Annotated in this window: 22 protein-coding genes and 3 tRNA genes; 16 read left to right on the top strand and 9 right to left on the bottom strand. The window is 71.5% G+C overall.

All coding sequences use genetic code 11. The features are described from left to right. Positions 1-27 precede the first annotated feature (27 nt). Complete coding sequence (locus DY240_RS10480) at positions 28-1,020, top strand: polyprenyl synthetase family protein (protein WP_233552689.1); 993 nt, start codon at positions 28-30, stop codon at positions 1,018-1,020. Between the two features lie 352 nt (positions 1,021-1,372). Here DY240_RS10480 and DY240_RS10475 read toward each other — a convergent pair whose 3' ends face one another. Then, a complete protein-coding gene (locus DY240_RS10475) occupies positions 1,373-1,642 on the bottom strand; it encodes a hypothetical protein (RefSeq protein WP_119659852.1) in 270 nt (89 codons plus the stop codon). Positions 1,643-1,724: 82 nt separating this feature from the next. Between DY240_RS10475 and DY240_RS10470 the strand changes: the two genes are divergently transcribed. Next, complete coding sequence (locus DY240_RS10470) at positions 1,725-2,006, top strand: GntR family transcriptional regulator (protein WP_119659851.1); 282 nt, start codon at positions 1,725-1,727, stop codon at positions 2,004-2,006. A 126-nt stretch (positions 2,007-2,132) separates the two neighbouring features. On the opposite strand, the gene rarD is transcribed toward DY240_RS10470, so the two are convergent. The 3 genes from rarD to DY240_RS10455 form a co-directional block, all read right to left on the bottom strand. Continuing rightward, positions 2,133-3,053 (bottom strand): EamA family transporter RarD, encoded by a 921-nt coding sequence (gene rarD / locus DY240_RS10465; RefSeq protein WP_199701246.1) that lies wholly within the window; start codon positions 3,051-3,053, stop codon positions 2,133-2,135. A 67-nt stretch (positions 3,054-3,120) separates the two neighbouring features. Beyond that, on the bottom strand, positions 3,121-4,161 hold the full coding sequence (locus tag DY240_RS10460) for a 2-oxoacid:ferredoxin oxidoreductase subunit beta (RefSeq protein ID WP_119659862.1): 1,041 nt from the start codon (positions 4,159-4,161) through the stop codon (positions 3,121-3,123). Between the two features lie 14 nt (positions 4,162-4,175). Beyond that, complete coding sequence (locus tag DY240_RS10455; RefSeq protein WP_119659849.1) at positions 4,176-6,101, bottom strand: 2-oxoacid:acceptor oxidoreductase subunit alpha; 1,926 nt, start codon at positions 6,099-6,101, stop codon at positions 4,176-4,178. Positions 6,102-6,247: 146 nt separating this feature from the next. On the opposite strand from DY240_RS10455, the gene DY240_RS10450 reads away from it, so the two are divergent. The 4 genes from DY240_RS10450 (at position 6,248) to DY240_RS10435 (ending at position 10,128) form a co-directional block, all read left to right on the top strand. After that, complete coding sequence (locus DY240_RS10450; protein WP_119659848.1) at positions 6,248-8,431, top strand: carbon starvation CstA family protein; 2,184 nt, start codon at positions 6,248-6,250, stop codon at positions 8,429-8,431. Next, positions 8,428-8,628 (top strand): YbdD/YjiX family protein, encoded by a 201-nt coding sequence (locus tag DY240_RS10445; protein ID WP_119659847.1) that lies wholly within the window; start codon positions 8,428-8,430, stop codon positions 8,626-8,628. Before DY240_RS10450 ends, DY240_RS10445 begins: the two co-directional genes overlap by 4 nt. A gap of 75 nt (positions 8,629-8,703) precedes the next feature. Continuing rightward, entirely contained in the window at positions 8,704-9,555 is an 852-nt protein-coding gene (locus tag DY240_RS10440) for a M48 family metalloprotease (RefSeq protein WP_119659861.1), read from the top strand. Positions 9,556-9,624: 69 nt separating this feature from the next. After that, positions 9,625-10,128 (top strand): hypothetical protein, encoded by a 504-nt coding sequence (locus tag DY240_RS10435; protein ID WP_147375272.1) that lies wholly within the window; start codon positions 9,625-9,627, stop codon positions 10,126-10,128. Between the two features lie 172 nt (positions 10,129-10,300). On the opposite strand, the gene DY240_RS10430 is transcribed toward DY240_RS10435, so the two are convergent. Next, a complete protein-coding gene (locus DY240_RS10430; RefSeq protein WP_119659845.1) occupies positions 10,301-12,550 on the bottom strand; it encodes an esterase-like activity of phytase family protein in 2,250 nt (749 codons plus the stop codon). Between the two features lie 202 nt (positions 12,551-12,752). Further along, the gene (locus tag DY240_RS10425; protein WP_119659844.1) at positions 12,753-13,247 is read right to left on the bottom strand and encodes a YajQ family cyclic di-GMP-binding protein; all 495 of its coding nucleotides are present in this window, start codon (positions 13,245-13,247) and stop codon (positions 12,753-12,755) included. 98 nt (positions 13,248-13,345) lie between these two features. Here DY240_RS10425 and DY240_RS10420 point away from each other — a divergent pair. From DY240_RS10420 to DY240_RS10385, 8 genes are all read left to right on the top strand, one after another. Beyond that, positions 13,346-13,427 (top strand) — tRNA-Tyr (locus DY240_RS10420). 118 nt (positions 13,428-13,545) lie between these two features. After that, positions 13,546-13,618, top strand: a tRNA-Thr gene (locus tag DY240_RS10415). Between the two features lie 40 nt (positions 13,619-13,658). Continuing rightward, a tRNA-Met gene (locus DY240_RS10410) sits at positions 13,659-13,732 on the top strand. Between the two features lie 888 nt (positions 13,733-14,620). Next, a complete protein-coding gene (locus tag DY240_RS10405; RefSeq protein WP_119659843.1) occupies positions 14,621-15,169 on the top strand; it encodes a hypothetical protein in 549 nt (182 codons plus the stop codon). A 301-nt stretch (positions 15,170-15,470) separates the two neighbouring features. Continuing rightward, on the top strand, positions 15,471-15,641 hold the full coding sequence (gene rpmG, locus DY240_RS33270) for a 50S ribosomal protein L33 (RefSeq protein WP_026877526.1): 171 nt from the start codon (positions 15,471-15,473) through the stop codon (positions 15,639-15,641). A gap of 72 nt (positions 15,642-15,713) precedes the next feature. Beyond that, positions 15,714-16,175, top strand: coding sequence for an FAS1-like dehydratase domain-containing protein (locus DY240_RS10395; protein WP_119659842.1), 462 nt, complete (start codon positions 15,714-15,716; stop codon positions 16,173-16,175). Further along, the gene (locus DY240_RS10390; protein WP_119659841.1) at positions 16,168-16,614 is read left to right on the top strand and encodes a MaoC family dehydratase; all 447 of its coding nucleotides are present in this window, start codon (positions 16,168-16,170) and stop codon (positions 16,612-16,614) included. Before DY240_RS10395 ends, DY240_RS10390 begins: the two co-directional genes overlap by 8 nt. Further along, positions 16,611-17,699, top strand: coding sequence for a UDP-N-acetylmuramate dehydrogenase (locus tag DY240_RS10385; protein WP_119659860.1), 1,089 nt, complete (start codon positions 16,611-16,613; stop codon positions 17,697-17,699). The genes DY240_RS10390 and DY240_RS10385 overlap by 4 nt, the downstream gene beginning before the upstream one ends. On the opposite strand, the gene DY240_RS10380 is transcribed toward DY240_RS10385, so the two are convergent. Together DY240_RS10380 and DY240_RS10375 are read right to left on the bottom strand one after the other, a co-directional pair. Further along, positions 17,696-19,033, bottom strand: a complete 1,338-nt coding sequence (locus DY240_RS10380) for an FAD-binding oxidoreductase (RefSeq protein WP_119659840.1) — start codon at positions 19,031-19,033, stop codon at positions 17,696-17,698. The genes DY240_RS10385 and DY240_RS10380 overlap by 4 nt on opposite strands. Before the next feature lie 210 nt (positions 19,034-19,243). Next, complete coding sequence (locus DY240_RS10375; protein ID WP_119659839.1) at positions 19,244-20,755, bottom strand: MFS transporter; 1,512 nt, start codon at positions 20,753-20,755, stop codon at positions 19,244-19,246. 8 nt (positions 20,756-20,763) lie between these two features. Here DY240_RS10375 and DY240_RS10370 point away from each other — a divergent pair, with 8 nt between their 5' ends. Together DY240_RS10370 and DY240_RS10365 are read left to right on the top strand one after the other, a co-directional pair. After that, positions 20,764-21,198, top strand: coding sequence for a winged helix-turn-helix transcriptional regulator (locus tag DY240_RS10370; protein WP_119659838.1), 435 nt, complete (start codon positions 20,764-20,766; stop codon positions 21,196-21,198). A 191-nt stretch (positions 21,199-21,389) separates the two neighbouring features. After that, on the top strand, positions 21,390-22,193 hold the full coding sequence (locus DY240_RS10365; RefSeq protein ID WP_119659837.1) for a PIG-L family deacetylase: 804 nt from the start codon (positions 21,390-21,392) through the stop codon (positions 22,191-22,193). A 454-nt stretch (positions 22,194-22,647) separates the two neighbouring features. Here DY240_RS10365 and DY240_RS10360 read toward each other — a convergent pair whose 3' ends face one another. Further along, positions 22,648-23,673, bottom strand: coding sequence for an adenosine deaminase (locus tag DY240_RS10360; RefSeq protein ID WP_119659836.1), 1,026 nt, complete (start codon positions 23,671-23,673; stop codon positions 22,648-22,650). Positions 23,674-23,684: the final 11 nt, after the last annotated feature.

Here is a 23,684-nt window from a genome sequence, read left to right as displayed (position 1 = left end):
TGCCCGGCTACGAGGGAGGGGCCGGGGTTGAGCAGCGGTCTGGGCATACCGTCCGTCGACGCCGCACTCGAGGCGTCCATCAGCGCCGGTCTGGACGACGTCGAGGCGCGGCTGCTGGCGGCCGTCAAGTCCGACGACGCCATGCTCAGCGAGAGTTCGCGGCACCTGGCGCAGGCCGGCGGCAAGCGATTCCGGCCCATGCTCACGCTGCTGGCGGCCGGCTTCGGCGACATCGACGCGCCCAAGGTGGTGCCGGCCGCCGTCGTCGTCGAGCTCACCCACGTGGGCACGCTCTACCACGACGACGTCATGGACGAGGCGCAGCTGCGCCGCGGCGGTCCCAGCGCCAACGCGCGCTGGGGCAACAGCGTCGCCATCCTCACCGGCGACTTCCTGTTCGCCTGCGCGTCGGACCTGCTGGCCGACCTCGGCGCCGAGTCGGTGCGCATCCAGGCGCGCACGTTCCAGCGCCTGGTGCACGGTCAGCTGCACGAGACCCTCGGCCCGCGGGAGGACGAAGACCCCGTAGCGCACTACCTCTCCGTCCTCTCCGACAAGACGGCCTCGCTGATCGCCGCGTCCACCCGGCTCGGCGCCCTGCACGCCGGCGTCGACCCTTCGCAGGTCGAGGTCCTCGGCCAGTTCGGCGAGCGCATCGGCATGGCGTTCCAGCTGGCCGACGACCTGCTCGACATCGCCGGCTCCGAGCGGCTGTCGGGCAAGACGCCCGGCACCGACCTTCGCGAGGGTGTCGCCACCCTCCCCGTCCTGTACGCCCGCCGGGCCGCCCGTCCCGGCGACGAGCGGCTGCTCTCGCTCATCTCCGGCCCCGTGGTCGACGACGCCGACCACGCCGAGGCGCTGGAGCTGCTGCGCGCCCACCCGGCCATGGCCGAGGCCTCCGCCGACGTCCGGCGCTGGGCCGACGACGCCCGGGCCACGCTGGCCGGGCTGCCCGACCTCCCCGCCCGCGCCGCCCTGCACGCCCTCTGCGACACCGTCGTCACCCGCATGTCCTGACCCCCGCCTCTTCCCAGCGTGGAACCAGGGGCTGCGCCGGCCGAGAGCGATCGGAGCGGCCACATCTCACCCGCTGCGGCGACCGAACCGGGACCACGACGCCACGACATGCGGCGCTGTGTCGAGTGAGGTGCGCATCGTGCGGGTGACCTCACCCCGCTGCGGTGATGCGGCGTCACTGTCGTCGCCACAGAGGATTCACATCGTTCCCGCGGCCGTTCCTCGAGGCGCGGCGAGCGGCACCGACCCTGGTGCGCGCCGGATGATCACGTTCAGCACGAGATCTCGTGCCATACCACGCCTGCAATCGTGGTGACGCTCGGGGAATCGTGGTGATGACCCGTTCGCCCGCTCACGCCGTGCGGGCCAGCACGCCCGCTGGCGGCGGCTGGATCGGCTGGATGCGGCATACGTAGCCGCCGGTCGCCGGCATCCAGCCGCCGAGGCGCTCGAAGCCGAGTTGGCGCAGCGTGACGTCCCAGCCGCGGGTGCCGGTGGTGCCGTAGGGGAGCGGGCGGTTGGTGATGGTGGTGCCGTCCTGATCGGTGACGACGATCTCGTCCAGCAGTCGCGCCGGCGGACGGCTCCACAGCAGCCAGCCGGTGTAGGTCTCCTTGCGCATGTGATGACTTTAAGTGGCAATGTAGACCTTTGTATAGCTCAGTGTCTTTGTGCAGGTCAGCAGAGCTTCTATCGTGGGCGGCATGGTGGACGTCCCGGAGTTCCGGCCGCAGGGCCACGAACTGCTCTACGTCGCCATCGCCGACCACATCGTCGCGCGCATCGACGCCGGCGAGCTCCGGCCCGGCGCCCGGCTCGCTCCCGAGCGCGAACTCGCCGTCGAGTACGGCGTCGCCTACCTGACGGTGCGGCGGGCCATGCAGGAGCTGCGCGAGCGCGGCCGCATCCTCACCGTCCACGGCAAGGGCACCTTCGTCGCTCCTGACCAGCCCGCCGGCGAACCGCCGCCGGCCCCGGACCGGTGACGATCGTCGTGCCCGCCGCCTTCCAGCGGGTCACGCGGCCCATCACGAGGACTTCCCGAGCATCAACACGATCACAGGCGTAGTACGACACGAGATCTCGTGCTGAACGTGATCATTTCGGGCCGGTCAGGCGGCACTCGTCGGGTCGAGCACCAGTCGATCGACGGCGGCCCGCCGCGCGCGCTGCCGCCGCACCAGCACCTCGGCGGTCAGGATGGCCAGCGCCGTCCAGATGAGCGCGAACCCGACCCAGCGCACCGGGGGCACGGTCTCGCCGTAGACGACGACGCCGAGCAGGAACTGCAGCGTGGGTGTCAGGTACTGCAGCGTCCCCAGCGTGCTCAACGGCACCCGCACCGCCGCCGCCCCGAAGAACAGCAGTGGCACCGCCGTCACCACTCCGCAGCCGGCCAGCAGCAGCGTCGTGCCCCAGCCGGCCGTGCCGAAGTCGCCGGTGCCGTTGGCGCCCAGCACCACGAGGTACGCCAGCGTCGGCAGGAAGAGCACCGCGGTCTCGACCGCGAGGCTCTCGACGGCGTCGACGTCGGCCTTCTTCTTGACCAGGCCGTAGGCGCCGAACGAGAACGCCAGGGCCAGCGCGATCCAGGGCGGCCGGCCGTAGTCGACGGTCAGCACGACGACGGCGACGGCGGCCAGGCCGAGCGCGGCCCACTGCAGCCGCCGGAGCCGCTCGCCGAAGACCACGACGCCCAGGACCACGGTGACTAGCGGGTTGATGAAGTAGCCGAGCGACGTCTCGACGATGTGGTCGTTGTTGACGCCCCAGATGTAGACGCCCCAGTTGACGCAGATGAGCAGGGCGGCCAGGGTCAGCAGCCCGTACGAGCGGCGGCCGAGGGTGCGCAGCTTGCCGAGGTTCCGCGCGGCGGCGAGCAGCCCGAGCACCAGGACCAGCGACCAGACCACCCGGTGCGACAGGATCTCGATCGCGCCGGTGTCCTCCAGCAGCTTGATGTAGAGCGGGAAGACACCCCAGAGCGCGTACGCGCCGAAGCCGTACAGCAGGCCGGACCGGGAGGTGCTCACCAGCGCATGTTACGGGTATGCCAGCAACCACCGCACGGTTGGCTCATGACGCGAGACGCGTCACGGGTCAGCCGACCGTCCAGGTGTCCTTGCCGCGCAGCAGCGCCTGCAGGTCGCCCTCGCCCTGCGTGGCGGCGGCCTGGTCCAGCTGGGCGGCCATGAGGTCGCCGTACGCCGGCCGCTCGACCTGCCGGAAGATGCCGATGGGGCTGCGCGCCAGCGTGCCGGGGTCGGCCAGCCGCGACAGCGCGAACGCCTGGGTGGGGTCGTCGGCCGTGGCGTCGTGGACGATGACGCCGGGGTCGTCACCGGCGCACACCTCGAGCGCGCCCGTGGACGGGTTGCGGCGGACGCCGTGCTGCCCGTCGGCCCCGAACCTCACCGGCTCGCCGTGCTGCAGCCGGATGAGCACCTCGTCGCGGCTGTCGCGGTTCTTGAGGATCTCGAACGCGCCGTCGTTGAAGATGTTGCAGTTCTGGTAGATCTCGACCAGCGACGTTCCGCGGTGCGCCGCCGCGGCCGACAGCACCGACGTGAGGTGCTGGCGGTCGGAGTCGATGGTGCGGGCGACGAACGTGGCCTCGGCGCCGAGCGCCAGCGACACCGGGTTGAACGGCGACTCCAGCGAGCCCATCGGCGTCGACTTGGTGATCTTGCCCTGCTCGCTCGTGGGCGAGTACTGGCCCTTCGTCAGCCCGTAGATGCGGTTGTTGAACAGCAGGATCGTCAGGTTGACGTTGCGGCGCAGCGCGTGGATCAGGTGGTTGCCGCCGATGGACAGCGCGTCGCCGTCGCCGGTGATGACCCAGACGGAGAGGTCGGGACGCGACGCGGCCAGGCCGGTCGCGATGGCCGGCGCGCGGCCGTGGATCGAGTGCATCCCGTAGGTGTTCATGTAGTACGGGAACCGCGAGGAGCAGCCGATGCCGGAGACGAAGACGATGTTCTCGCGGGCCAGCCCGAGGTCGGGCAGGAAGCCCTGGACGGCCGCGAGCACGGCGTAGTCGCCGCAGCCGGGGCACCAGCGGACTTCTTGGTCGCTGGTGAAGTCCTTCTTGGTCTGCTTCACATCGGTGGTGGGCACCCCGGCGAGGCCGGGCAGGCCCAGTTCGACGGGTGCGGTCACAGCGCACCCACCTCCTCCATGATCACGTCGGCCAGCTCTTCGGCCTTGAACGGCAGGCCGCGCACGCGGTTGTACCCGACGACGTCGACGAGGTACTTGCCGCGCAGCAGCAGGGCGAGCTGCCCGAGGTTCATCTCCGGCACCAGCACGCGGTCGTAGGACCGCAGCACGTCGCCGGTGTTGGCGGGCATCGGGTTGAGGTGACGCAGGTGCGCCTGGGCGACGTTGTGGCCGGCCTTGCGCGCCCGCCGGACCGCCGCGCCGATGGGCCCGTACGTCGAGCCCCAGCCGACCACCAGCAGGCGGGCCTCGCCGCTGGGGTCCTCGACCTCGAGGTCGGGGATGCCGGCGATGCCGTCGACCTTCGCCTGGCGCACCCGGACCATGCGGTCGTGGTTGTTGGGGTCGTAGGAGATGGTGCCGGCGCCGTCGAGCTTCTCGATGCCGCCGATGCGGTGCTCGAGGCCGGGCGTGCCCGGGACCGCCCACGGCCGGGCCAGCGTCTCGTCGTCGCGCAGGTACGGCCAGAACTCCGCCTCGCCGTCGGTGGCATGGTTGGGCTCGGTGGCGAAGCCGGGCTCGATGGTCGGCAGCGAGTCGACGTCGGGGACCCGCCACGGCTCGGAGCCGTTGGCGAGGTAGCCGTCGGACAGCAGGAACACCGGCGTGCGGTAGGTGACGGCGATGCGCACGGCCTCGATGGCGGCGTGGAAGCAGTCGGACGGCGACGACGCGGCGACGACCGGCACCGGCGACTCGCCGTTGCGGCCGTAGATGACCTGCAGGAGGTCGGCCTGTTCGGTCTTCGTCGGCAGGCCCGTCGACGGGCCGCCGCGCTGAACGTCGACGATGACCAGCGGCAGCTCCAGCGACACCGCCAGGCCGACGGTCTCGCCCTTCAGCGCGACGCCCGGCCCGGACGTGGTGGTGACGCCCAGCGCCCCGCCGAACGACGCGCCGAGCGCGGCGCCGATGGCGGCGATCTCGTCCTCGGCCTGGAACGTGCGCACGCCGAACCGCTTGTGCTTGGACAGCTCGTGCAGGATGTCGGACGCCGGCGTGATGGGGTATGACCCCAGGAACAGCGGCAGCCCGGACTGGCGCGCCGCCGCGACCAGGCCGTACGACAGCGCCAGGTTCCCGGTGATGTTCCGATAGGTGCCGGCCGGCATGGCGGCGGGCTTGACCTGGTACGAGACCGCGAACTCCTCGGTGGTCTCGCCGTAGTTCCAGCCGGCCTTGAGCGCGGCGATGTTGGCGTCGCGGATGGTCTCGCGGGTGGCGAACTTCTCGCGCAGGAACGCCACCGTGCCCTCGATGGAGCGTCCGTACATCCAGGACAGCAGCCCGAGCGCGAACATGTTCTTCGACCGCGAGGCGTCCTTGCGGGACAGGTCGAACGGCGCCAGGGCCTCCATGGTGATGCCCGAGAGGTCGAGCGCGTGCACCTTGTAGGCGCTGAGGGTGTTGTCCTCGAGCGGGTTGGTGTCCCAGCCGACCTTCTTCAGCGCCCGCGGCGTGAAGTCGCCGGTGTCGACGATGATCGTCGCGCCCTTCGGCACGTCGGGCAGGTTGGCCTTCAGCGCCGCCGGGTTCATCGCCACCAGCACGTCGGGCGCGTCGCCCGGCGTGAGGATGTCGTAGTTGGCGAAGTGCAGCTGGAAGCTGGACACGCCGGGCAGCGTGCCGGCGGGCGCCCGGATCTCGGCCGGGAAGTTCGGCAGTGTGGAGAGGTCGTTCCCGAAGGAGGCGGTCTCGGCAGTGAATCTGTCGCCGGTCAGCTGCATCCCGTCACCGGAGTCGCCAGCGAATCGGATCACCACACGGTCGAGCTCGCGTACGTGCTTCACCGTCACCGTGTGTCGACGCCTCCTTATGACGTTCGGTGTCGCCGGGGTGTCCCCGGCTCGAATCCCGACCATCCATGCTACGGCGACTTTCCACAGGAGCCGTCCTGCCGTCCGAAGCGTGAGAGATGACACGTCCGAGCCATCTCTCGACCCATCGGACATCTGCGCGTAACCTCTACGGTCACCATCGCAGCACCCGGATCAGTTCGGAGGTCGTCATGGTCGACACCGTCCGTACCGAGCCCGCCCCGCCCCGGAGGCGTCCTCCGCTCAGATCGATCGTGGTCTGGACGCTGGTCGCCGTCGTGGGCGCGATCGCCTGGGGCGTCGTCGCGCTGAGCCGCGGCGAGGACATCTCGGCGCTGTGGCTGCTGGCCGCGGCGCTGGGCTCGTACGCCATCGCCTACCGCTTCTACGCGCGGTTCATCGCCCGCCGGGTCCTGCAGGTCGACGACACCCGCGCGACGCCGGCCGAGACGCTGCGCAACGACACCGACTTCCAGCCGACCGACCGGCGGGTGCTGTTCGGCCACCACTTCGCCGCGATCGCCGGGGCCGGCCCGCTCGTCGGCCCGGTGCTCGCCGCGCAGATGGGCTATCTGCCGGGCACCCTCTGGATCGTCGTCGGGGTGATCTTCGCCGGCGCCGTCCAGGACATGGTCGTGCTGTTCTTCTCGATGCGGCGCAACGGCAAGAGCCTCGGCCAGATGGCGCGCGAGGAGATCGGCGTCGTCGGCGGCGTCGCCGCGCTGATCGGCGTGTTCACCATCATGATCATCCTGCTCGCCGTGCTGGCGCTGGTGGTCGTCAACGCGCTGGCGCACTCGGCGTGGGGCACCTTCTCGATCGCGATGACCATCCCGATCGCGCTGTTCATGGGCTTCTACCTGCGCACGCTGCGGCCGGGCCGGGTGATCGAGACCAGCCTCATCGGCGTCGGCCTGCTGCTGCTGGCGATCGTCGGCGGCGGCTGGGTCCAGGACTCCAGCTGGGCCGACACGTTCACGCTGTCGCCCGAGGCGCTGGTGCTCGCGCTGGTGATCTACGGCTTCGTCGCCTCGGTGCTGCCGGTGTGGATGCTGCTGGCGCCGCGCGACTACCTGTCGACGTTCATGAAGATCGGCACCATCATCCTGCTCGCCATCGGCCTGCTGCTGGCCCGCCCGGTGCTGCAGAACGAGGCGGTCACCGACTTCGCGTCCAGCGGCGACGGCCCGGTCTTCGCCGGGTCTCTGTTCCCGTTCGTGTTCATCACCATCGCCTGCGGCGCGCTCTCCGGCTTCCACGCGCTGATCGCCTCCGGCACCACGCCGAAGCTGATCGAGAAGGAGTCGCAGGTCCGGATGATCGGCTACGGCGGCATGCTGATGGAGTCGTTCGTCGCCGTCAGCGCGATGATCGCCGCGTCGGTCATCGACCCCGGCCTCTACTACGCGATGAACGCGCCGGCCGGCTTCCTCGGCGACTCGCTGGAATCGGCGTCACAGGCCGTCGCCAGTCTCGGGTTCTCCATCACCCCGGACCAGCTGGCCGCCGCGGCGGCCGCCGTCGAGGAGTCGACGCTGGTCGCCCGCACCGGCGGCGCGCCCACCCTGGCCGTCGGCATGTCGCAGATCTTCTCCGACGGGTTCGGCACCGGCGGGCAGGCGTTCTGGTACCACTTCGCGATCATGTTCGAGGCGCTGTTCATCCTGACGACGGTCGACGCCGGCACCCGGGTCGGACGGTTCATGCTGCAGGACACCCTCGGCAACGTCTGGAAGCCGATGCGCGACGTGTCGTGGAAGCCCGGCCTGTGGGTCACCAGCGCGCTGGTCGTCGGCGCGTGGGGCTACTTCCTGTACGCCGGCGTCACCGACCCGCTCGGCGGCATCAACCAGCTGTTCCCGCTGTTCGGCATCGCCAACCAGCTGCTCGCCGCCATCGCGCTGACCGTCGCGACCACCATCCTGATCAAGAGCGGGCGGCTGAAGTGGGCATGGGTCACCGGCATCCCGCTGCTGTGGGACGCCGCGGTCACGCTGACGGCGAGCTGGCAGAAGGTGTTCTCCGACGATCCCACGCTCGGGTTCTTCGCCCAGCGCGACCGCTTCTCCGAGGCGCTGGACAATGGCGAGATCCTGCCGCCGGCGCGGTCGCTGGAGGACATGGAGCAGGTGGTCACCAACTCCACCGTCGACGGCGTGCTGGCGGCGTTCTTCGCGCTGCTGGTGGTGATCATCATCGCCGACGCGGCCAGGGTCTGCGTCAAGGCCCTGCGCGACCCGTCGGCGGCCACCACCACGGAGGCGCCGTACGTCCGGTCGACGATCGTCGCGCCGTCCGGGCTGATCCCGACCCGGGCCGAACGCGAGCTCATGGCGGCGGCCGCCACCCGCGGCGAGCGGGACGGTGACGGATGAGCGAGCTGGTGGGTGTGGTGCGGCGCGCCGCCTCGGGCGTGTGGTGGTACCTGCGGGAGGTCAGCGGCGAGACGGCCTACGATCGCTATGTCGAGCACTGTCGCCGGCACGAGGCGGTCCGGGTGCTGTCGAGGCGCGAGTTCGAGCGTCGCCGGCAGGACGACCGCGACCGCTCGCCGCAGCAACGCTGCTGCTAGGGCGCGTGGAACCCCGCGGCTCCACCGCGCGTTGACCCGCAGGGCGCCGTGCTCGTCGCGACGGGCGCCCGAGAGGTGGACGTGCAACGCAATCGTGTGAAGGCCGTAGTGCTGCTGGCCGGGCTGTCGGCGCTCGGCCTGCTGGCCGGCTCGTGGTTCGGCCCGGCCGGACTCCTCGTGGCCGCGGTCGTCGTCGTGGGACTGAACTGCTACGTCGTCCGGCGTTCCGACACGATCGCGCTGCGGGCCATGCGGGCCTACCCGGTCAGCGAGGCCGAGCAGCCGGTGCTGCACCGCGTGGTCCGCGAGCTGACGGCCCCCGCGCGGGTGCCGATGCCGCGCCTGTACGTCAGCCCCACCCGCGCGGTGAACGCGTTCGCGACCGGCCGCGACCCCGCGCACGCCGCCGTCTGCTGCACCGAGGGGATCCTCGAGCTGCTCGACGAGCGCGAGCTGCGCGCCGTCGTCGGGCACGAGCTCGCCCACATCCGCCGCGGCGACACCGTGGTCTCGTCGATGGCGGGCGCCGTGGCCAGCGTCGTCATGGTCGCCGCCGGCCTGCGCGTCCTCGGCGGCGGGCGCGACGGCGGCCAGGCCGGCCCGGTGGGCCGGGCGCTGCTGACGGTGCTCGGGCCGGTCGCGGCGGCCGTCGTCCGGGCGACGGTCATGCCGGCCCGCGAGTACGAGGCCGACGCCGAGGCCAGCCGCATCACCGGCGACCCCCTCGGCCTGGCCGCCGCCCTTCGCAAGCTCGACGCCAGCACACGCCGCCTGGTGCTGCCGCCCGAACGCGACATCGTCGCCACCAGCCACCTGATGATCGCCAGCCCGCTGCAGCAGACCGGCCTCGCCAAGCTGTTCGCCTCGCACCCGCCGATGGCCGAGCGGGTCGCCCGGCTGGAGCAGCGGGCCGGCTACCGCCGCTGACGGCCCGCTACGATCGACCGCGACGATACTCACGGCCCGGCCAGGCAGGAGGGGTCGGAGCCGGTGCCCTTGCACGCGTTCGTCGACGAGTCGTTCTCCACCGACTATGTGGTGGCGGCCGCCGTCGTCCCCGCCGCGGACGTGAACGCCGCCCGGGCGGCGCTACGCGGTGTCCTGCGCCCTGGTCAGCGGCGCATTCACTTCAAGGACGAGCGGCCACGGCGCGAGGACCAGGTGCTGTCCGTGATCGAGAGTCTTGAGGTCACCGCGACGGTGTATGTGACCAAGAATGAGCGGAAAGCCCGCGGTGTGTGTCTCGAGCGCATGGTGCCCGACCTCGCGGCAGCCGGCGTCTCGCGGCTGGTGCTCGAGCGCGACGAGTCGTTGGTGCGGTTCGATCGGCAGGTGCTCGCCCGGCTGACGCGGGAGTACTGCCCCGGCCTGGTGTACGAGCACCTGCGCGCTCATAGCGACTTGCTGTTGTGCGTGCCGGACGCGATCGCATGGTGTTGGGCGAAGGGCGGCCGCTGGCGCCAGCGTGTAGCCGGCTACACGGTCGAGAGCCGGACGTAGGGAGCGCGAAGCCCCGCTCACCAGTCGTCCGGCTGGCTGCGGGGCTCACTTCCTCAGGCTACTGCCCTGGCATCGGTCATCCTACGCTCGTCGGGCGGGTGCCGCCAAGGCGAAACGACCGGCGCCCGAGCCATGCGGGGTGCACGGGCCGGGCGCCGGCGCGGTTCAGCCGTCAGTCCTCGACGTCCTCGGCGGCGGCGGCGCCGAGGTCGGGGTTGTCGGTGAAGAAACCGTCCATGCCGGCCTCGAGGAACACCTGGATCTCGGCCTCGACGTCACCGATCCCGGCGGGGTCGGCGGACGAGCGGAACTCCGCGGGCAGGAACTGGTTCTCGCGGCGGAACGTCCACCCGTGCACCTCGAGCCCGGCCCGGTGCGCGTCGCGGATGACCGGGGTCGGCGAGCCGAGCGTGCCGTCGGCGTCGCGCGGGATCATGACGTTCTTCTCCAGGCCGACGCCGTCGGCGTAGCGCGCGATCGCCCGCAGGCCGGCGGCCGTCGCGAGGTCGGCGTACGTGCGCGGGTCGCCGGCCGCGACGAGGTCGTACGGGGCGCCGCTGGAGCTGATCAGCTGGGCGATCCGCACGTCGGTCATCCGGTCCAGCTGCTCGAGGTTGCCGGTCTCGAACGACTGCAGGATGACGGGGGCGTCGCGGTGGTCCATCCCGTTCGCCCGCAGCTGCGCGACCAGCGGCTCCTCCAGCGACAGCCCGATCGTGTCGAAGTACGTCGGGTGCTTGGTCTCGGGGTAGACGCCGACCGGCCGGCCGTCGCAGGTGCGCGAGTTCCGGGCCAGGTCCAGCACCTCGTCGAGGGTCGGGATCTGGTAGAGCCCGTCGAACGCGGTGTTCTGCGGCCGCGTGGCGGGGATGCGCTCCTCGGCCCGCAGCGTGCGCAGCTCGGCGAGGGTGAAGTCCTCGGTGAACCAGCCGGTGATCTGGGTGCCGTCGATCGTCTTGGTCGTGCGGCGGCCGGCGAACTCCGGGCGGCCGGCGACGTCGGTGGTGCCGCCGATCTCGTTCTCGTGCCGCGCGACCAGCACGCCGTCCTTCGTCGAGACGAGGTCGGGCTCGATGTAGTCGGCGCACTGCAGGATCGCGGTCTCGTACGCCGCCAGGGTGTGCTCCGGCCGGTAGCCGGACGCGCCGCGGTGCCCGACGACGGTGACGCCGTCGTCGGTGGGACGGGCCGGGCGCAGGTCGATGACGGCCATCTCGGTGTCGTCCGGCGTGCCGGTGACGCGCGCGTCGTTGCCCGGGTAGTTGTTGTCGTTGCCGATGAGGATGCGGCCGTCCTTCAGCCGCAGCACGGTCTCGAACGACTGGACCGGCAACGCGAACGTCTCGCCCAGGCCGTAGCCCTCGCCGGCGTCGATGCCCAGCGGGTTGTCGATGCGCAGCGCGTCGAGGACCAGCGACTTGCTCACGTATCCGTCGCGGTCGCGGCGGTTGAGGTCGACCTCGTAGACGCGCTTGATGACGGACTGGTCGCCCTCGAAGTCGTCGCGCTCGATGATCCAGAACTTGCCGCGGCCGACGGTGAACGCGTCGCCGATGACGTTGGCCTCCTGGTGGGTCTGGTAGCTCCAGGTGCGGCCGGTGTACCGGTCGCGCCTGGTGTCGAACTCATGGATCTCGCGGCGGCGCTGGTCGGGGTCGTTCACGTAGGCGCCCTCGACGATCGGGTACAGGTACCGGCCGTCGGGCGAGGCGGCCATCGCCTCGAACCCGCGGCTGGACCGCACCAGCGGCGTCTCACCGGGCCGCAGGTACGGGCTCTGCGGCGACTTCAGGTCGTCCGGCAGCGGGACCGGCGGCTCCAGCAGCGTGCCGTCGGCGGCGAAGTGCAGGATGAACGGGCCGAACTCCTCGCCCACCCAGAACGTGCCGTCCTTGGCCAGCACGACCGACTCGATGTCGAAGTCGGCGCCGGTGAGCAGCCGGTCCGGCGTGGTCTCGTTGACGATCGGGAAGTCCAGCACGTGGTTGCGGTCGTTGTAGGAGACGAACCGCTCCACCTCGATCTCACCCGAGCCGCCGTCGCCGGTGTTCCAGTCGGGCCGGACCAGGTAGTTGCGCAGCAGGAAGTCCGCCGAGTTGCCCTTCGAGCCGAAGCCGTTGTCCGGCTGCGCCCAGAACGTGCCGTCGCCGTTGTCGACCATGGCCGAGAAGCCGGGGATCACCTGGCCGTCCCACGGGCCCTGGCGCCCGTTCGCCGGCGTCGCCAGGGCGCCCGACGGCGGCCCCTCGGCCAGGTAGTCGGCCGACAGCGTGGCCCGGCCCTCGAGGACGGGGTGCGTGACGGACCCGTGGCCCCGCGAGGGGGACCCGGGGACGCGGTCTTCTCCGGCGGCCGCGGCTGCCGGGAGCAGCAGGGTCGCGGCGACGGCGGCCGCGATGGAACGCGCGAATGGAGTTCTCATCCGCCGATCACAACGGCGTCCCGCGACGACGATGCGACGTCGTCATGAACGCTGCCCGGCGCACGGCCGAAGTCCCCGCGAACGGCCGCGGCTGCGCCGTCCCCGCCCACGCCGCCGTGCCCGCCCGCCGTCCGTCCGCCACCGTCCGCCACCCTTCTGTGGCGGGCGGCGGGTAGGGCGCGGGGATGGGGAGGGGGATGGTTCAGCGGTAGTTGGTGAACTGGACGGCGAAGTCGAAGTCCTGCTCGCGCAGCATGGCCATGACCGCCTGCAGGTCGTTCTTGCTCTTCGACGAGACGCGCACCTCGTCGCCCTGGACCTGGGTGCGCACGCCCTTGGGGGCGTCGTCGCGGATGGCCTTCGTGATCTTCTTCACCTGGTCCTGGTCGAGGCCGTCCTGCAGGGTGGCGGTGATCTTGTACACGGTGCCCGACGCGCGCGGCTCGCCGGCGTCGAGCGCCTTGAGCGAGACCTTGCGCTTGACCAGCTTCTCCTTGAAGACGTCCAGCACGGCGTTGACGCGGTCTTCGGCGGAGGCCTCCATCTCGATGCCCAGCTCGCCGAGCCAGCGGATCGAGGCGCCGGTGCCGCGGAAGTCGAAACGCTGGGAGATCTCCTTCGCCGCCTGGTTGAGCGCGTTGTCCACCTCCTGCCGGTCGACCTTGCTGACCACGTCGAACGACGACTCGCTAGCCACGATGGCTCCTTCTGGATCTCTCGAGCCCGAACCGATTGTCCGGAGCCCTCCGCACTGATGTATTCTCTCACCGGTCCCAGCCGATGGCCGGGAACCACGGCAGGTTGCCCGAGCGGCCAAAGGGAGCTGACTGTAAATCAGCCGGCACAGCCTACGCAGGTTCGAATCCTGCACCTGCCACGCCTCTCGGGGTCAGTGAGCGCACGTCCCGGCACCGGCCGGTTCGGGACGTGAACTCCGCAGCCGAACGGCCGATTTCGCACCACGGCCACAGGTTGTGTACCCTCGTCTGGCGCACGCCCCAATAGCTCAGTCGGCAGAGCGTCTCCATGGTAAGGAGAAGGTCTACGGTTCGATTCCGTATTGGGGCTCTGGTGAGGCTGCGCCGTTTGCGCGGCGCCGACTCCCCTCGGCGGGGTAGCTCAGGTGGTTAGAGCAAACGGCTCATAATCGTTGTGTCGCGGGTTCGAATCCCGCCCCCGCTACTGGTGTGATGTCCCAGGACATTGGCATGGCCCGAACCGACGGATGTGGGTTCGGGCTCATCGTTTTTCGGTGCCGGTCCTGGCGGGCGTCCGGTTCCGTGGTCGCGGGTGCGGTCGATGATCAGGTCGCGGAGGAGTTCCGGCGTGGGTGTCGCCGGATCGGTTGGCGGATGGACAGCCTTGGGGCGCGCGGCGTAGGCGGTGGCCTGGGCCGCGCGCGGTGTGTATCCAGGAGAGCCTGCAGGTCGGCTCGTCGGCGACGTCACCGTGACGACCCGACCCGGACCCTTCGGTGTGTTCATCCAGGATCGACCACAGCATCAGGTGGTCGATCCTGGATGATCATCGAGACAGCACGGACGAGCCACCACGGATGTCCCGATCGGCGGCCTGCGTGAGCTTGGCTCGCCGAAAGCGACCATCCGTGCCGGATAGGCCCGATTCGTGGAGCACTTCGGCGTGCCAAGGCAGCGGCCACCGACATCGTGACGACGATGCCGACATCCTGACGACCACGCCCCGGCGCGATCGTCGTGCTCTCGTCCGCACGCCGATGTCGCGCACGCCGTCATTCTCGATGGCGGCTGACAGATGACCCGACAACACCCCATTCCGATGTGTTGAGCCAGGACACCGCCCCCGCTACTGGGACCCCTGGTCAGCCATGGGTTTTCTGTTCCGAACGGAGCGATGCAGATCGCGGCGAAGCCGCGGGCCGACCCCATCCTCCAGGATCGGTGGGGCAACCGCCGCTCGGCCGGCCTGGGCCGGCTCCGGCGCGGCGACCGTGAGCGCGTGCTCCGGCTGACGCCACGAGCGTGCTCGACGTTTTGAGCCGGCAACCGTGGGTATGGCGCCGGTTCAACCGATTCCGGTAGGGGGAGCGTCATGGTACGCCACACGATCTTGCACGCGATGCACGACGTCGGCCTCGCCGCGTGGTTCGGCGGAACGCTGGCCAACGCGATCTCGTTGAACCCGGCCGCCGGCGCCGCAACCGACTCCAGGAGCACGGGTGCGGTCGCGAACGTCGGCTGGAACCGCTGGACGCCGATCAACGCCGCGGCCATCGGCCTCCATCTCGTCGGCAGCGCGGGCTTGCTGGCCGGGAATATGCCCCGGCTCAAGGCTCAGCAAGGTGTCCTCGCCATGTCGCTGGCAAAGACGGCGCTGACGGCGGCGGCGTTAGGCGCTACCGCCTACGGCCGAGCGCTGGGCACGAAGGTGTCGAAGCGCGAAGACCTCCCGGCGGAGAGCGGCACCGAGCCCACGGCGTCGACGCCCCCTGACGCCGCCACAGCCCAGCGCCAACTGTCCATGGTCCAGTGGACCATCCCCGCGCTGACCGGCGCAATCGAGGTGATCAGCGCCTATGCGAGCGAGCAGCAACGAGCGACCGAGGTGCACAAGGGCATACTCAACCGCCTCATGGGTTGACGTCGCGAATGAGCGGACGAGCCGAGCAGAGCCCATCGCACCGAGTCGGGTTGGAACGCAGAGACCGTATCTGACCAGGAAGTTCTGCGGACGCCTCAGTAACGGGAGGCCCGCTGCGGCGGGGGATGAGTCCAGTTGATTCGTCAGCGTTGTCGCGATTCGAAGCCCGCCCCGCTTGATGCACGCTGCCACGCCAGCTGGCCGTCACCTCGCTCGCACTGCGCTCGATTGGGTGGTAGGTGACCAGGTCGGGTACCCTTGCACGGTTCCGACGATCCTGACGTCTTCGAAAGAGGCACCCGTGGCCGCCAAGAGCGCTGACATCCGCCCCAAGATCACCATGGCCTGCACGGAGTGCAAGGAGCGCAACTACATCACCAAGAAGAACCGGCGGAACGACCCCGACCGGCTCGACTTGAAGAAGTTCTGCCCGCGCTGCCGCACGCACACCGTCCACCGCGAGACCCGCTGACGCCTCCGCGTACAGCCTCGTGGCCAGGGTCCTCCCGTCGGTGCTCGGCCCTGGTGACGGTAACGTCAGCGCATGCCCATTGATCCTTCGGTCGTCGGACGGGTCTACCCTCCCCAGCTCTATGAAGTGAGCCGGGAGAAGATCCGCGAGTTCGCGGAGGCTATCGGCGACGCCAACGCCGCGTACATCGACACCGCCGCCGCTCGCGGTTACGGCCACGCCGATGTCGTCGCGCCGCCCACCTTCGTGATGATCCCGGTGATGAACGGCTTCGACCTGCTGATGAAGGACCTGGGCATCGAGTTCGCCCGGGTCGTGCACGTCGACCAGCGGTTCACCTATTCGCAGCCGCTGCCGGTGGGCACCCGTGTCGAGGCGACCACCCGGCTCGACGGCGTCCGCGCCGTCGCCGGCAACGACCTGCTGAAGATCCGCACCGAGGTCCGGGCCGAGGACGGCTCGGACATCTGCCTCTCCGAGGCCACCCTGCTGGTGCGACCCGAGGACTCCGACGGAAGAGACGCCAGTGACTGAGCGGGTGACCGAGCAGCTGGTGGTCGGCGACGTCGTCGCCGACCACACGTACTGGATCACCCGCGAGAACCTGGTCCGGTACGCCGGGGCGTCCGGCGACTTCAACCCGATCCACTGGAACGAGCGGGTCGCCACGTCCGTCGGGCTGCCCGGCGTCATCGCGCACGGAATGCTCACCATGGCGCTGGCCGGCCGGCTGCTCACCGACTGGCTGGGCGACCCTGCGGCCGTCGTCGAGTACGGCGTCCGCTTCGCCCGCCCGGTGGTCGTCCCCGACGACGACATCGGTGTGGCCGTCCGCGTCGCCGCCGCCGTCACCGAGGTCCGCGACGACGGCCTGGTGGCGCTCGAGCTCACCGTCAAGGTCGACGAGCAGAAGGTGCTGACGCAGGCCCGGGCGCTGTGCCGGCTCCCGGCCGACCGGCCGTCGCAGCCATGAGCGCGGGGGTGGGCGCGGTGCGCGAGACCTTCGATCTCCCCCTCGCCGGTCTCACCACGCTGCGGCTCGGTGGCCCGGCCAAGCGCGTCGTCGAGGCCACCACCGAGGACGAGCTGATCGGCCTGGTCCGCGACTGCGACGACCGCGGCGAGCCGGTGCTGGTGGTCGGCGGCGGGTCCAACCTGGTCGTCGGCGACTCCGGGTTCGACGGGACGGTGGTGCGGGTCGCCACCCGCGGCATCGACGTCGACGCGAGCGCCTCCTGCGACAGCGACGCGCTCGCGGCCTGCGGCGGGGTGCTGCTGACGGCGGCTGCCGGCGAGCCGTGGGACGACCTCGTCGCGTACACCGTCGAGAACGAGTGGCCCGGCCTCGAGGCGCTCTCCGGCATCCCGGGCCTGGTCGGAGCCACGCCCATGCAGAACGTCGGCGCCTACGGCCAGGAGGTCGCGCAGACGGTGTGGACGGTGCGTACCTACGACCGCCACGACCGTCGCGTCCGTACGTTCGCCAACGCCGACTGCCGCTTCGCCTACCGCGACAGCCGGTTCAAGGGCTCCGACCGCTACGTCGTCCTCACCGTCAGCTACCAGCTGCGCGAGGGGAACCTCGGCCGGCCGGTCGCCTACGCCGAGCTGGCCCGCCGGCTCGGCATCGCCGTCGGCGAGCGGGCGCCGCTGACCGAGGTCCGTGCCGCCGTGCTGGCGCTGCGCACCGGCAAGGGCATGGTGCTCGACGCCGATGACCACGACACCTGGAGCGCCGGCTCGTTCTTCACCAACCCGATCCTCACCGAGGCGCAGGCCGCCGCCCTGCCGGCCGACGCGCCCCGGTGGCCCGCCGGCGACGGCCTGGTCAAGTCCAGCGCGGCCTGGCTGATCGAGCACGCCGGGTTCGGCCGCGGCTACACCGGTGGCCGCGGCGACGTCTCGCTGTCGACCAAGCACACGCTGGCCCTGACCAACCGGGGCGAGGCCAGCACCGCCGACCTGCTGGGCCTGGCCCGCGAGGTGCGCGACGGCGTGCGCGCGGCGTTCGGCGTCGAGCTGACGCCGGAGCCCACGCTCGTCGGCTGCGCGCTCTAACGCAGCGACTGCGCGCTGCGGAACACTCCGTCCGGGTCGTAGCGGCGCTTGACGTCCCGCAGGCGGGCGGCGTTGTCGCCGTAGTAGGCGCGCTCCCAGTCGGCGAGGCCGGGCTCGGCGAAGTTCGCGTAGACGCCGCCCGTGCCGTACGGGTGGAGGGTGTCGCGCATATCCCGCACCCAGGCCCGGGCGTCGGCGCTGGCATCGGGCGCGACCGCGATGTGGTGGACGACGTAGCGGGCCAGGCGGTGCGGGAACGCGGTCGCGTCCGGGGCGACGTGGTGGTCGCCGCCGCCCCAGGGCATGAACCCGATCTCGCGCCCTGCCGGCCCGGACGAGAACCGCGCGAGCAGCGCGTCCACCGTCTCGGCCGGCAGCGGGCCGGTGAAGAACTCCGAGGTCGCGTACAGATGGAGGGACGGGTCGGAGGCGCTGACCGTGGCGCCGGCGAGGCGCCGGGCGGATTCGAGGTAGGACGACTCCGTGACGTCGACCCGCGTCGGAGGCGCCAGGCCGTCGCACAGGCGGGCCATCGACTCGCGGGTCTCGGCGTCGGTGCCGGCCATCGCGCCGTGCAGCCGCACCTCGTCCGGGTACACGCCGGCCTCGGCGCACAGCCGGGCGGGTGCGTCGACGGCGCGGTCGAGCCAGGCGCGGAGGACGCCGGCCGCGGCGGCGACCGGCCACGCGTACTGGAAGGTGGTCATCCGCGGCGCCGGCACGGTCCGGAAGGTCATCGAGGTGACGACGCCGAGCCCACCGGTTCCGCCGCCCCGGAGGGCCCAGAACAGGTCCGGCTCGTGCCGTTCGTCGGCGACGACCACGCCGCTGTCCGCCGTCACGACCTCCGCCCGGACGAGGTGGTCGCAGGTCAGCCCGTACTGGCGACTGAGCATGCCCCAGCCGCCGCCGAGCGCGAGTCCGCTGACGCCCACCGTCGGACAGGTTCCGGTCGGAAGCGCGCGTCCGTGGGCCGCGAGCGCCTCGACCAGCCCGGCCAGCCGGACCCCGCCGCCGACGACGACGTGGCCGGCGTCGAGCTCGATCGTGTCCATCGGGGACACGTCGATGACCAGCCCGGCGGTCGAGGACAGACCGGCCGCGCAATGCCCTCCGGACCGGACCGCGAGCGGCATCGCGTGACGGCGGGCGAAACCGATGGCGGCGGCCACGTCGGCGGCGTCGCGGCACCGGAGCACGGCGGCCGGTGCCGGGACACCGTCGTGCGCGACGAACGGCCGCGCCCGCACGGCCGCGTCGAAGCCGGGGTCGCCCGGGAGCAGGAGCGTGCCGGCGACGCCGTCGCGCAGGGTGGTCCAGTGCTCGGTCTTCACACGCTCACGTCCTCGTCGTCGTCGGATGCGTGTGCCCGCCGGTCCCTCGCCCGGCCGCGACCGACCGTACCGGACGGGTCCGACAGCGGACGCCGCCGATCACCGGACGGGAAGCTCGACGAACCGGGCTCGGCCGGCCTCCCGGGGCGGGCGCACCAGGAGGCGTGCGGTCGTCACGGCGTCCGGGCCGGTGCCGGTCACGCCGTCACCCTAGGCCCGCTCCAGCACCTCCTCGGCGGGCGGCGCCGCGGCGACCACCGGCGGCCGGCGGCGGCGCAGGCCGGATGCGGTGACGAGGACGCCGATCACGGCGCCGGCCAGCGGGACCAGCAGCGCCGTCCGGAACGTGTCCAGGCCGGCGCCGTCCGCGCCGCTGCCGGCGACGACGACCGCCGTCACGACGGCCAGTCCGAGCGCCGAGCCGAACTGGAACGACGTCGTCAGGACGCCGCTGGCCAGCCCCTGCTCCTCCTCGGCGACGCCGTCGGTGGCGGCGATGGTGAGCGGCCCGTAGGCCAGCGCGAACGCCGTGCTGAGGACGAGGAACGACGGCAGCATGGCGGCGTACGTCCAATCCACGTCCAGCCGCAGGAACAACGCGTACGCCGCCGCGGCCAGCGTCAGACCGGCCACGATCACCGTCGAGTTCCCGAACCGGCGCACCAGCACCGGCGTCAGCGTCGGGGCCAGGATCGCGTCCAGACCCAGGACCATCAGCGCCAGCCCGGTCTGCGTCTCCGACCAGCCGCGGAACTCCTGCAGATAGAGCACGGCGATGAACTGGAAGCCGACGAACCCGCCGACCAGCATCATCGCCCCGACGTTGGCCCGCACCAGGGGCGCGGACCGGAGCAGCCCGAGCCGCAGCAGCGGCGTGCGCGACCGGCGCTCGATCGTCACGAACACGGCCAGCAGCGCGATGCCGGCCGCCGCCGTCGCGGCCGTCGACCCGGCGCCCACCTCGGGCAGCATGACGACGGTGTAGACCAGCAGCAGCATCGCGCCGGTGAGGGTGAGCGTGCCGCCGACGTCGTAGCCGGCGCGGGTCCGCACCGGGGCGGTGTCGTGCGGGATCAGCCGCAGCGCCGCCACCAGGATGGCCGCCGCCATGAGCACCGGCGCGAAGAACACCCAACGCCAGTCCAGCGACGTCAGCAGCCCGCCGGTGACCATGCCCAGCGAGAATCCGCCCGCCGCGATGCCCGCGTAGACGAGCAGCGCCCGGTTGCGCTGCGGTCCCTCGGCGAACGTCGTCGTGATGATCGACAGGCCGGCCGGGGTCATGAACGCCGCCGCGACGCCGGTGACGAACCGCGCGACGATCAGCATCCAGCCGTCGGTGGCCAGTCCGCCGAGGCCGGAGAAGAGCAGGAACACGGTGAGCCAGAGGACGAACATCCGGCGCCGGCCCAGCAGGTCGGCGGCGCGCCCGCCGAGCAGGACGAACCCGCCGTAGCCGAGCACGTAGGCGCTCACCACCCACTGCAGGGACGACGTGGACATCCCGAGGTCCGCGCGGATGGAGGGGAGCGCGACGCCCATCATCGAGACGTCGATGCCCTCGAGGAAGATCGCGCTGCTCAGCACGAGCAGCACGGCCCAGCCGCGGGCGGTGAGCCGGTCGGAGGGTGCCGGTGGGGTGGGCACGGATGAGCTCCTTCGCACGGTTATCGAACCGATGGTCGGTTCCTTCTTGTAACTGATCGCATCTTCCGGCACCATGGCTGACCATGGAAGAAGGCACCTCGAAGTCACCCGGTCACCTCCAGGGAACCGACGACTGTCAGCAGTGGGACCCGCGCGAGGACTGCGACGTCCGGCAGATCCTCGACCGCATCGCCGACAAGTGGTCGCTGCTCGTCATCGCGCTGCTCGACGGCCGCAGCCTGCGCTTCACCGAGCTGCGGCGGAGGATCGACGGCGTCAGCCAGCGCATGCTGACGGTCACGCTGCGGCAGCTGGAGCGCGACGGCCTGGTACGCCGCACCGTCCACCCCGTCGTGCCGCCGCGGGTCGACTACGAGCTGACGCCGCTCGGCGCCACGCTGCACGACACCATCGAGGCGCTCGTCCGGTGGACCGAGGAGCACCAGCAGGAGATCGCCGCCGCGCGCGACGCGTACGACCGGCGCGTCGCCGCCGAGGCGCACCTCGTCGACGCCTGACCTTCCCGAATGGGGTGCGCGAGCCCACGCGGATGTGGCAGACTCTGCGCTCGTGATCGCCATGCCGACCCGTACCGCCGTCGCGGCGGTCCTCGGCATGCCCTGCTGTTGTCGCTGTCGCTGAACCCCACCCGCGACCCGACCATCCCGGTGCCCGGCAGCGGCCGGCCCCGTCACCACAGCAGGCAGGAATGTTCTCCCACCCCTCGCCCCTCCGCGGGCGCACCGTCCTCGTCCTCCACGCGCACCCCGACGACGAGGCGATCTTCACCGGCGTGACCATGCGCCGGCTGGCCGACGCCGGCGCACGGGTCGTGCTGGTCACCGCCACGCTCGGCGAGCTCGGCGAGGTGCACGTGCCGCTCGCGCCGGGCGAGACGATGGCGCGGCGGCGGGTCGCCGAGCTGGAGCGGGCGGCGTCGCTGCTGGGCGTGCAGCGCCTGGTGCTGCTCGGCGCGCGCGACTCCGGGCTGCCGGGCGCCGCCGACAACGTCCATCCCGACGCGCTCGCCGCCGCCGATCCGGAGCGGGTCGCCCGCCGCGTCGCCGCCCTGATCGACGAGGAGTCCGCCGAGGCGATCGTCCACGACGACGGCCGCGGCATCTACGGGCACCCCGACCACCTGGCGGCGCACCGCATCGGCGCCGCGGCCGCGCGGCTCACCGGCGTCGTCTCCTACGAGTCGACGGTCGACCGCGACCACCTGCACGACCGCGTGACCCGGTCGCACCTCATTCACGCCGCCGCCGAGGCGACCGGGCTGCCGTTCGGCGTCCCTGCCTCCGACGTCGCGCTGCGGCTCGGCGCGACGGCGGGGGAGCTGGCGGTCAAGCGCGCCGCCATCGCGGTGCACGCCAGCCAGGTCAGCCCCGACTCACTCGGCCACGCCGGCTTCGACGAGGCCTACGGCTACGAGTGGTACCTGCGCTCCGGCGGCCCGGGCATCCTCGACGAGCTCGTCTCGCCCGCCGCCGTCGTGGGCGCCCCCGCCTGAGTCCAGTTGACGGTGTGGAGAGGCGCGGCGCGCTGCTGCGGCGACGTGCGCACAGCGGTTGATCATGGAGATGGTCTCCTCTGGGATCGCGGGAACCGCGACCTTTTCGATGATCAACTCGGTGAGCGGCGGTGTGCGACGCCGTCCTCGTAGGAAACGGGCGCCTCGAGGACGTCGTAGATGTTCTGGGCGACCCAGTAGGTCTTGGAAAGAAGCGTTGTGGACCCCAGCGAACTTGGAAGTTGGAGCACAGACTCCAAGTCTCGGCGCGTTGGTTTGGAAGCTGGCGCGGTGGTTCCCACTGAACTTGGAAGTTGGAGCACAGCTTCCAAATCTCCCGGCGTTCGTTTGGAAGTTGGCAAGGTGGTTCCCAGCGAACTTGGAAGTTGGAGTGCAACCTTCATGTCGTATGTCGTTGCGCGAGGGTACGCCGTTCGCTACATGAGCGCGACGGTCAGGACGCGAGCCAGGCGTCGACGCCTTCGAGGAGCTCCTTGCGGACGTCGGACGGCGCCGCCGAACCCTCGATGGAGCCGCGGGCCAGCGCCGCCAGCTCGGCGTCGGAGAAGCCGTGCACGTGCCGGGCGGTCTCGTACTGGTCCAGCAGCCGCGACCCGAACAGCAGCGGGTCGTCGGCGCCGAGCGCGATGCGGGCGCCGGCCTCGGCCAGCCGGCGCAGCGGGACGTCCTCGGGGGTGGCGTAGACGCCGAGGCTGACGTTGGACGCCGGGCAGACCTCCAGGGTGATCTGCTCCTCGACGATGCGGCCGACCAGCGCGGGGTCCTCGGCCGAGCGGATGCCGTGGCCCAGCCGGTCGGCGTGGAGGTCGTCCAGGCAGGCGCGCGCGCTGTCCGGGCCGCGCAGCTCTCCGCCGTGCGGGACGGAGAGCAGGTCGGCCCGCCCGGCGATGGCGAACGCCGGCGCGAACTCCGCGATGACGCCGCGCCGTTCGTCGTTGGAGAGCCCGAACCCGACGACGCCCCTCCCGGCGTACTGCACGGCCAGGCGGGCCAGCGTGCGGGCGTCGAGCGGATGACGGGTCCGGTTCGCCGCGATCACGACGGCGATGCCCACCCCCGTCGACACCGAGGCGGCCCGGGCGGCGTCGAGCACGAGGTCGGTGAACGCGGTGATGCCGCCGAACCGCCCCCCGTAGCCCGACGGGTCGACCTGGATCTCCAGCCAGCCCGAGCCCTCGGCCGCCTCGTCCTGCGCCGCCTCGGTCACCAGGCGGCGCACGTCGGACTCCGTCCGCAGCACCGACCGGGCGAGGTCGTACAGGCGCTGGAACCGGAACCAGCCCTTCTCGTCGGCCGCCGACAGCAGCGGCGGCCAGTCCTCGCGCAGCGAGTCGGGCAGCCGCACGCCGTGCTCGTCGGCCAGGTCGAGCAGCGTCGAGTGCCGCATCGACCCGGTGAAGTGCAGGTGCAGGTGCGCCTTGGGCAGGGCCCGCAGGTCGCGAGGAGCCGGTTCGGTCACCGCGGCGCGGC

Source organism: Jiangella rhizosphaerae (assembly GCF_003579925.1).
In the GTDB taxonomy this organism is placed as follows: domain Bacteria; phylum Actinomycetota; class Actinomycetes; order Jiangellales; family Jiangellaceae; genus Jiangella; species Jiangella rhizosphaerae.
This window is presented reverse-complemented; position numbering and strand designations above follow the sequence as displayed.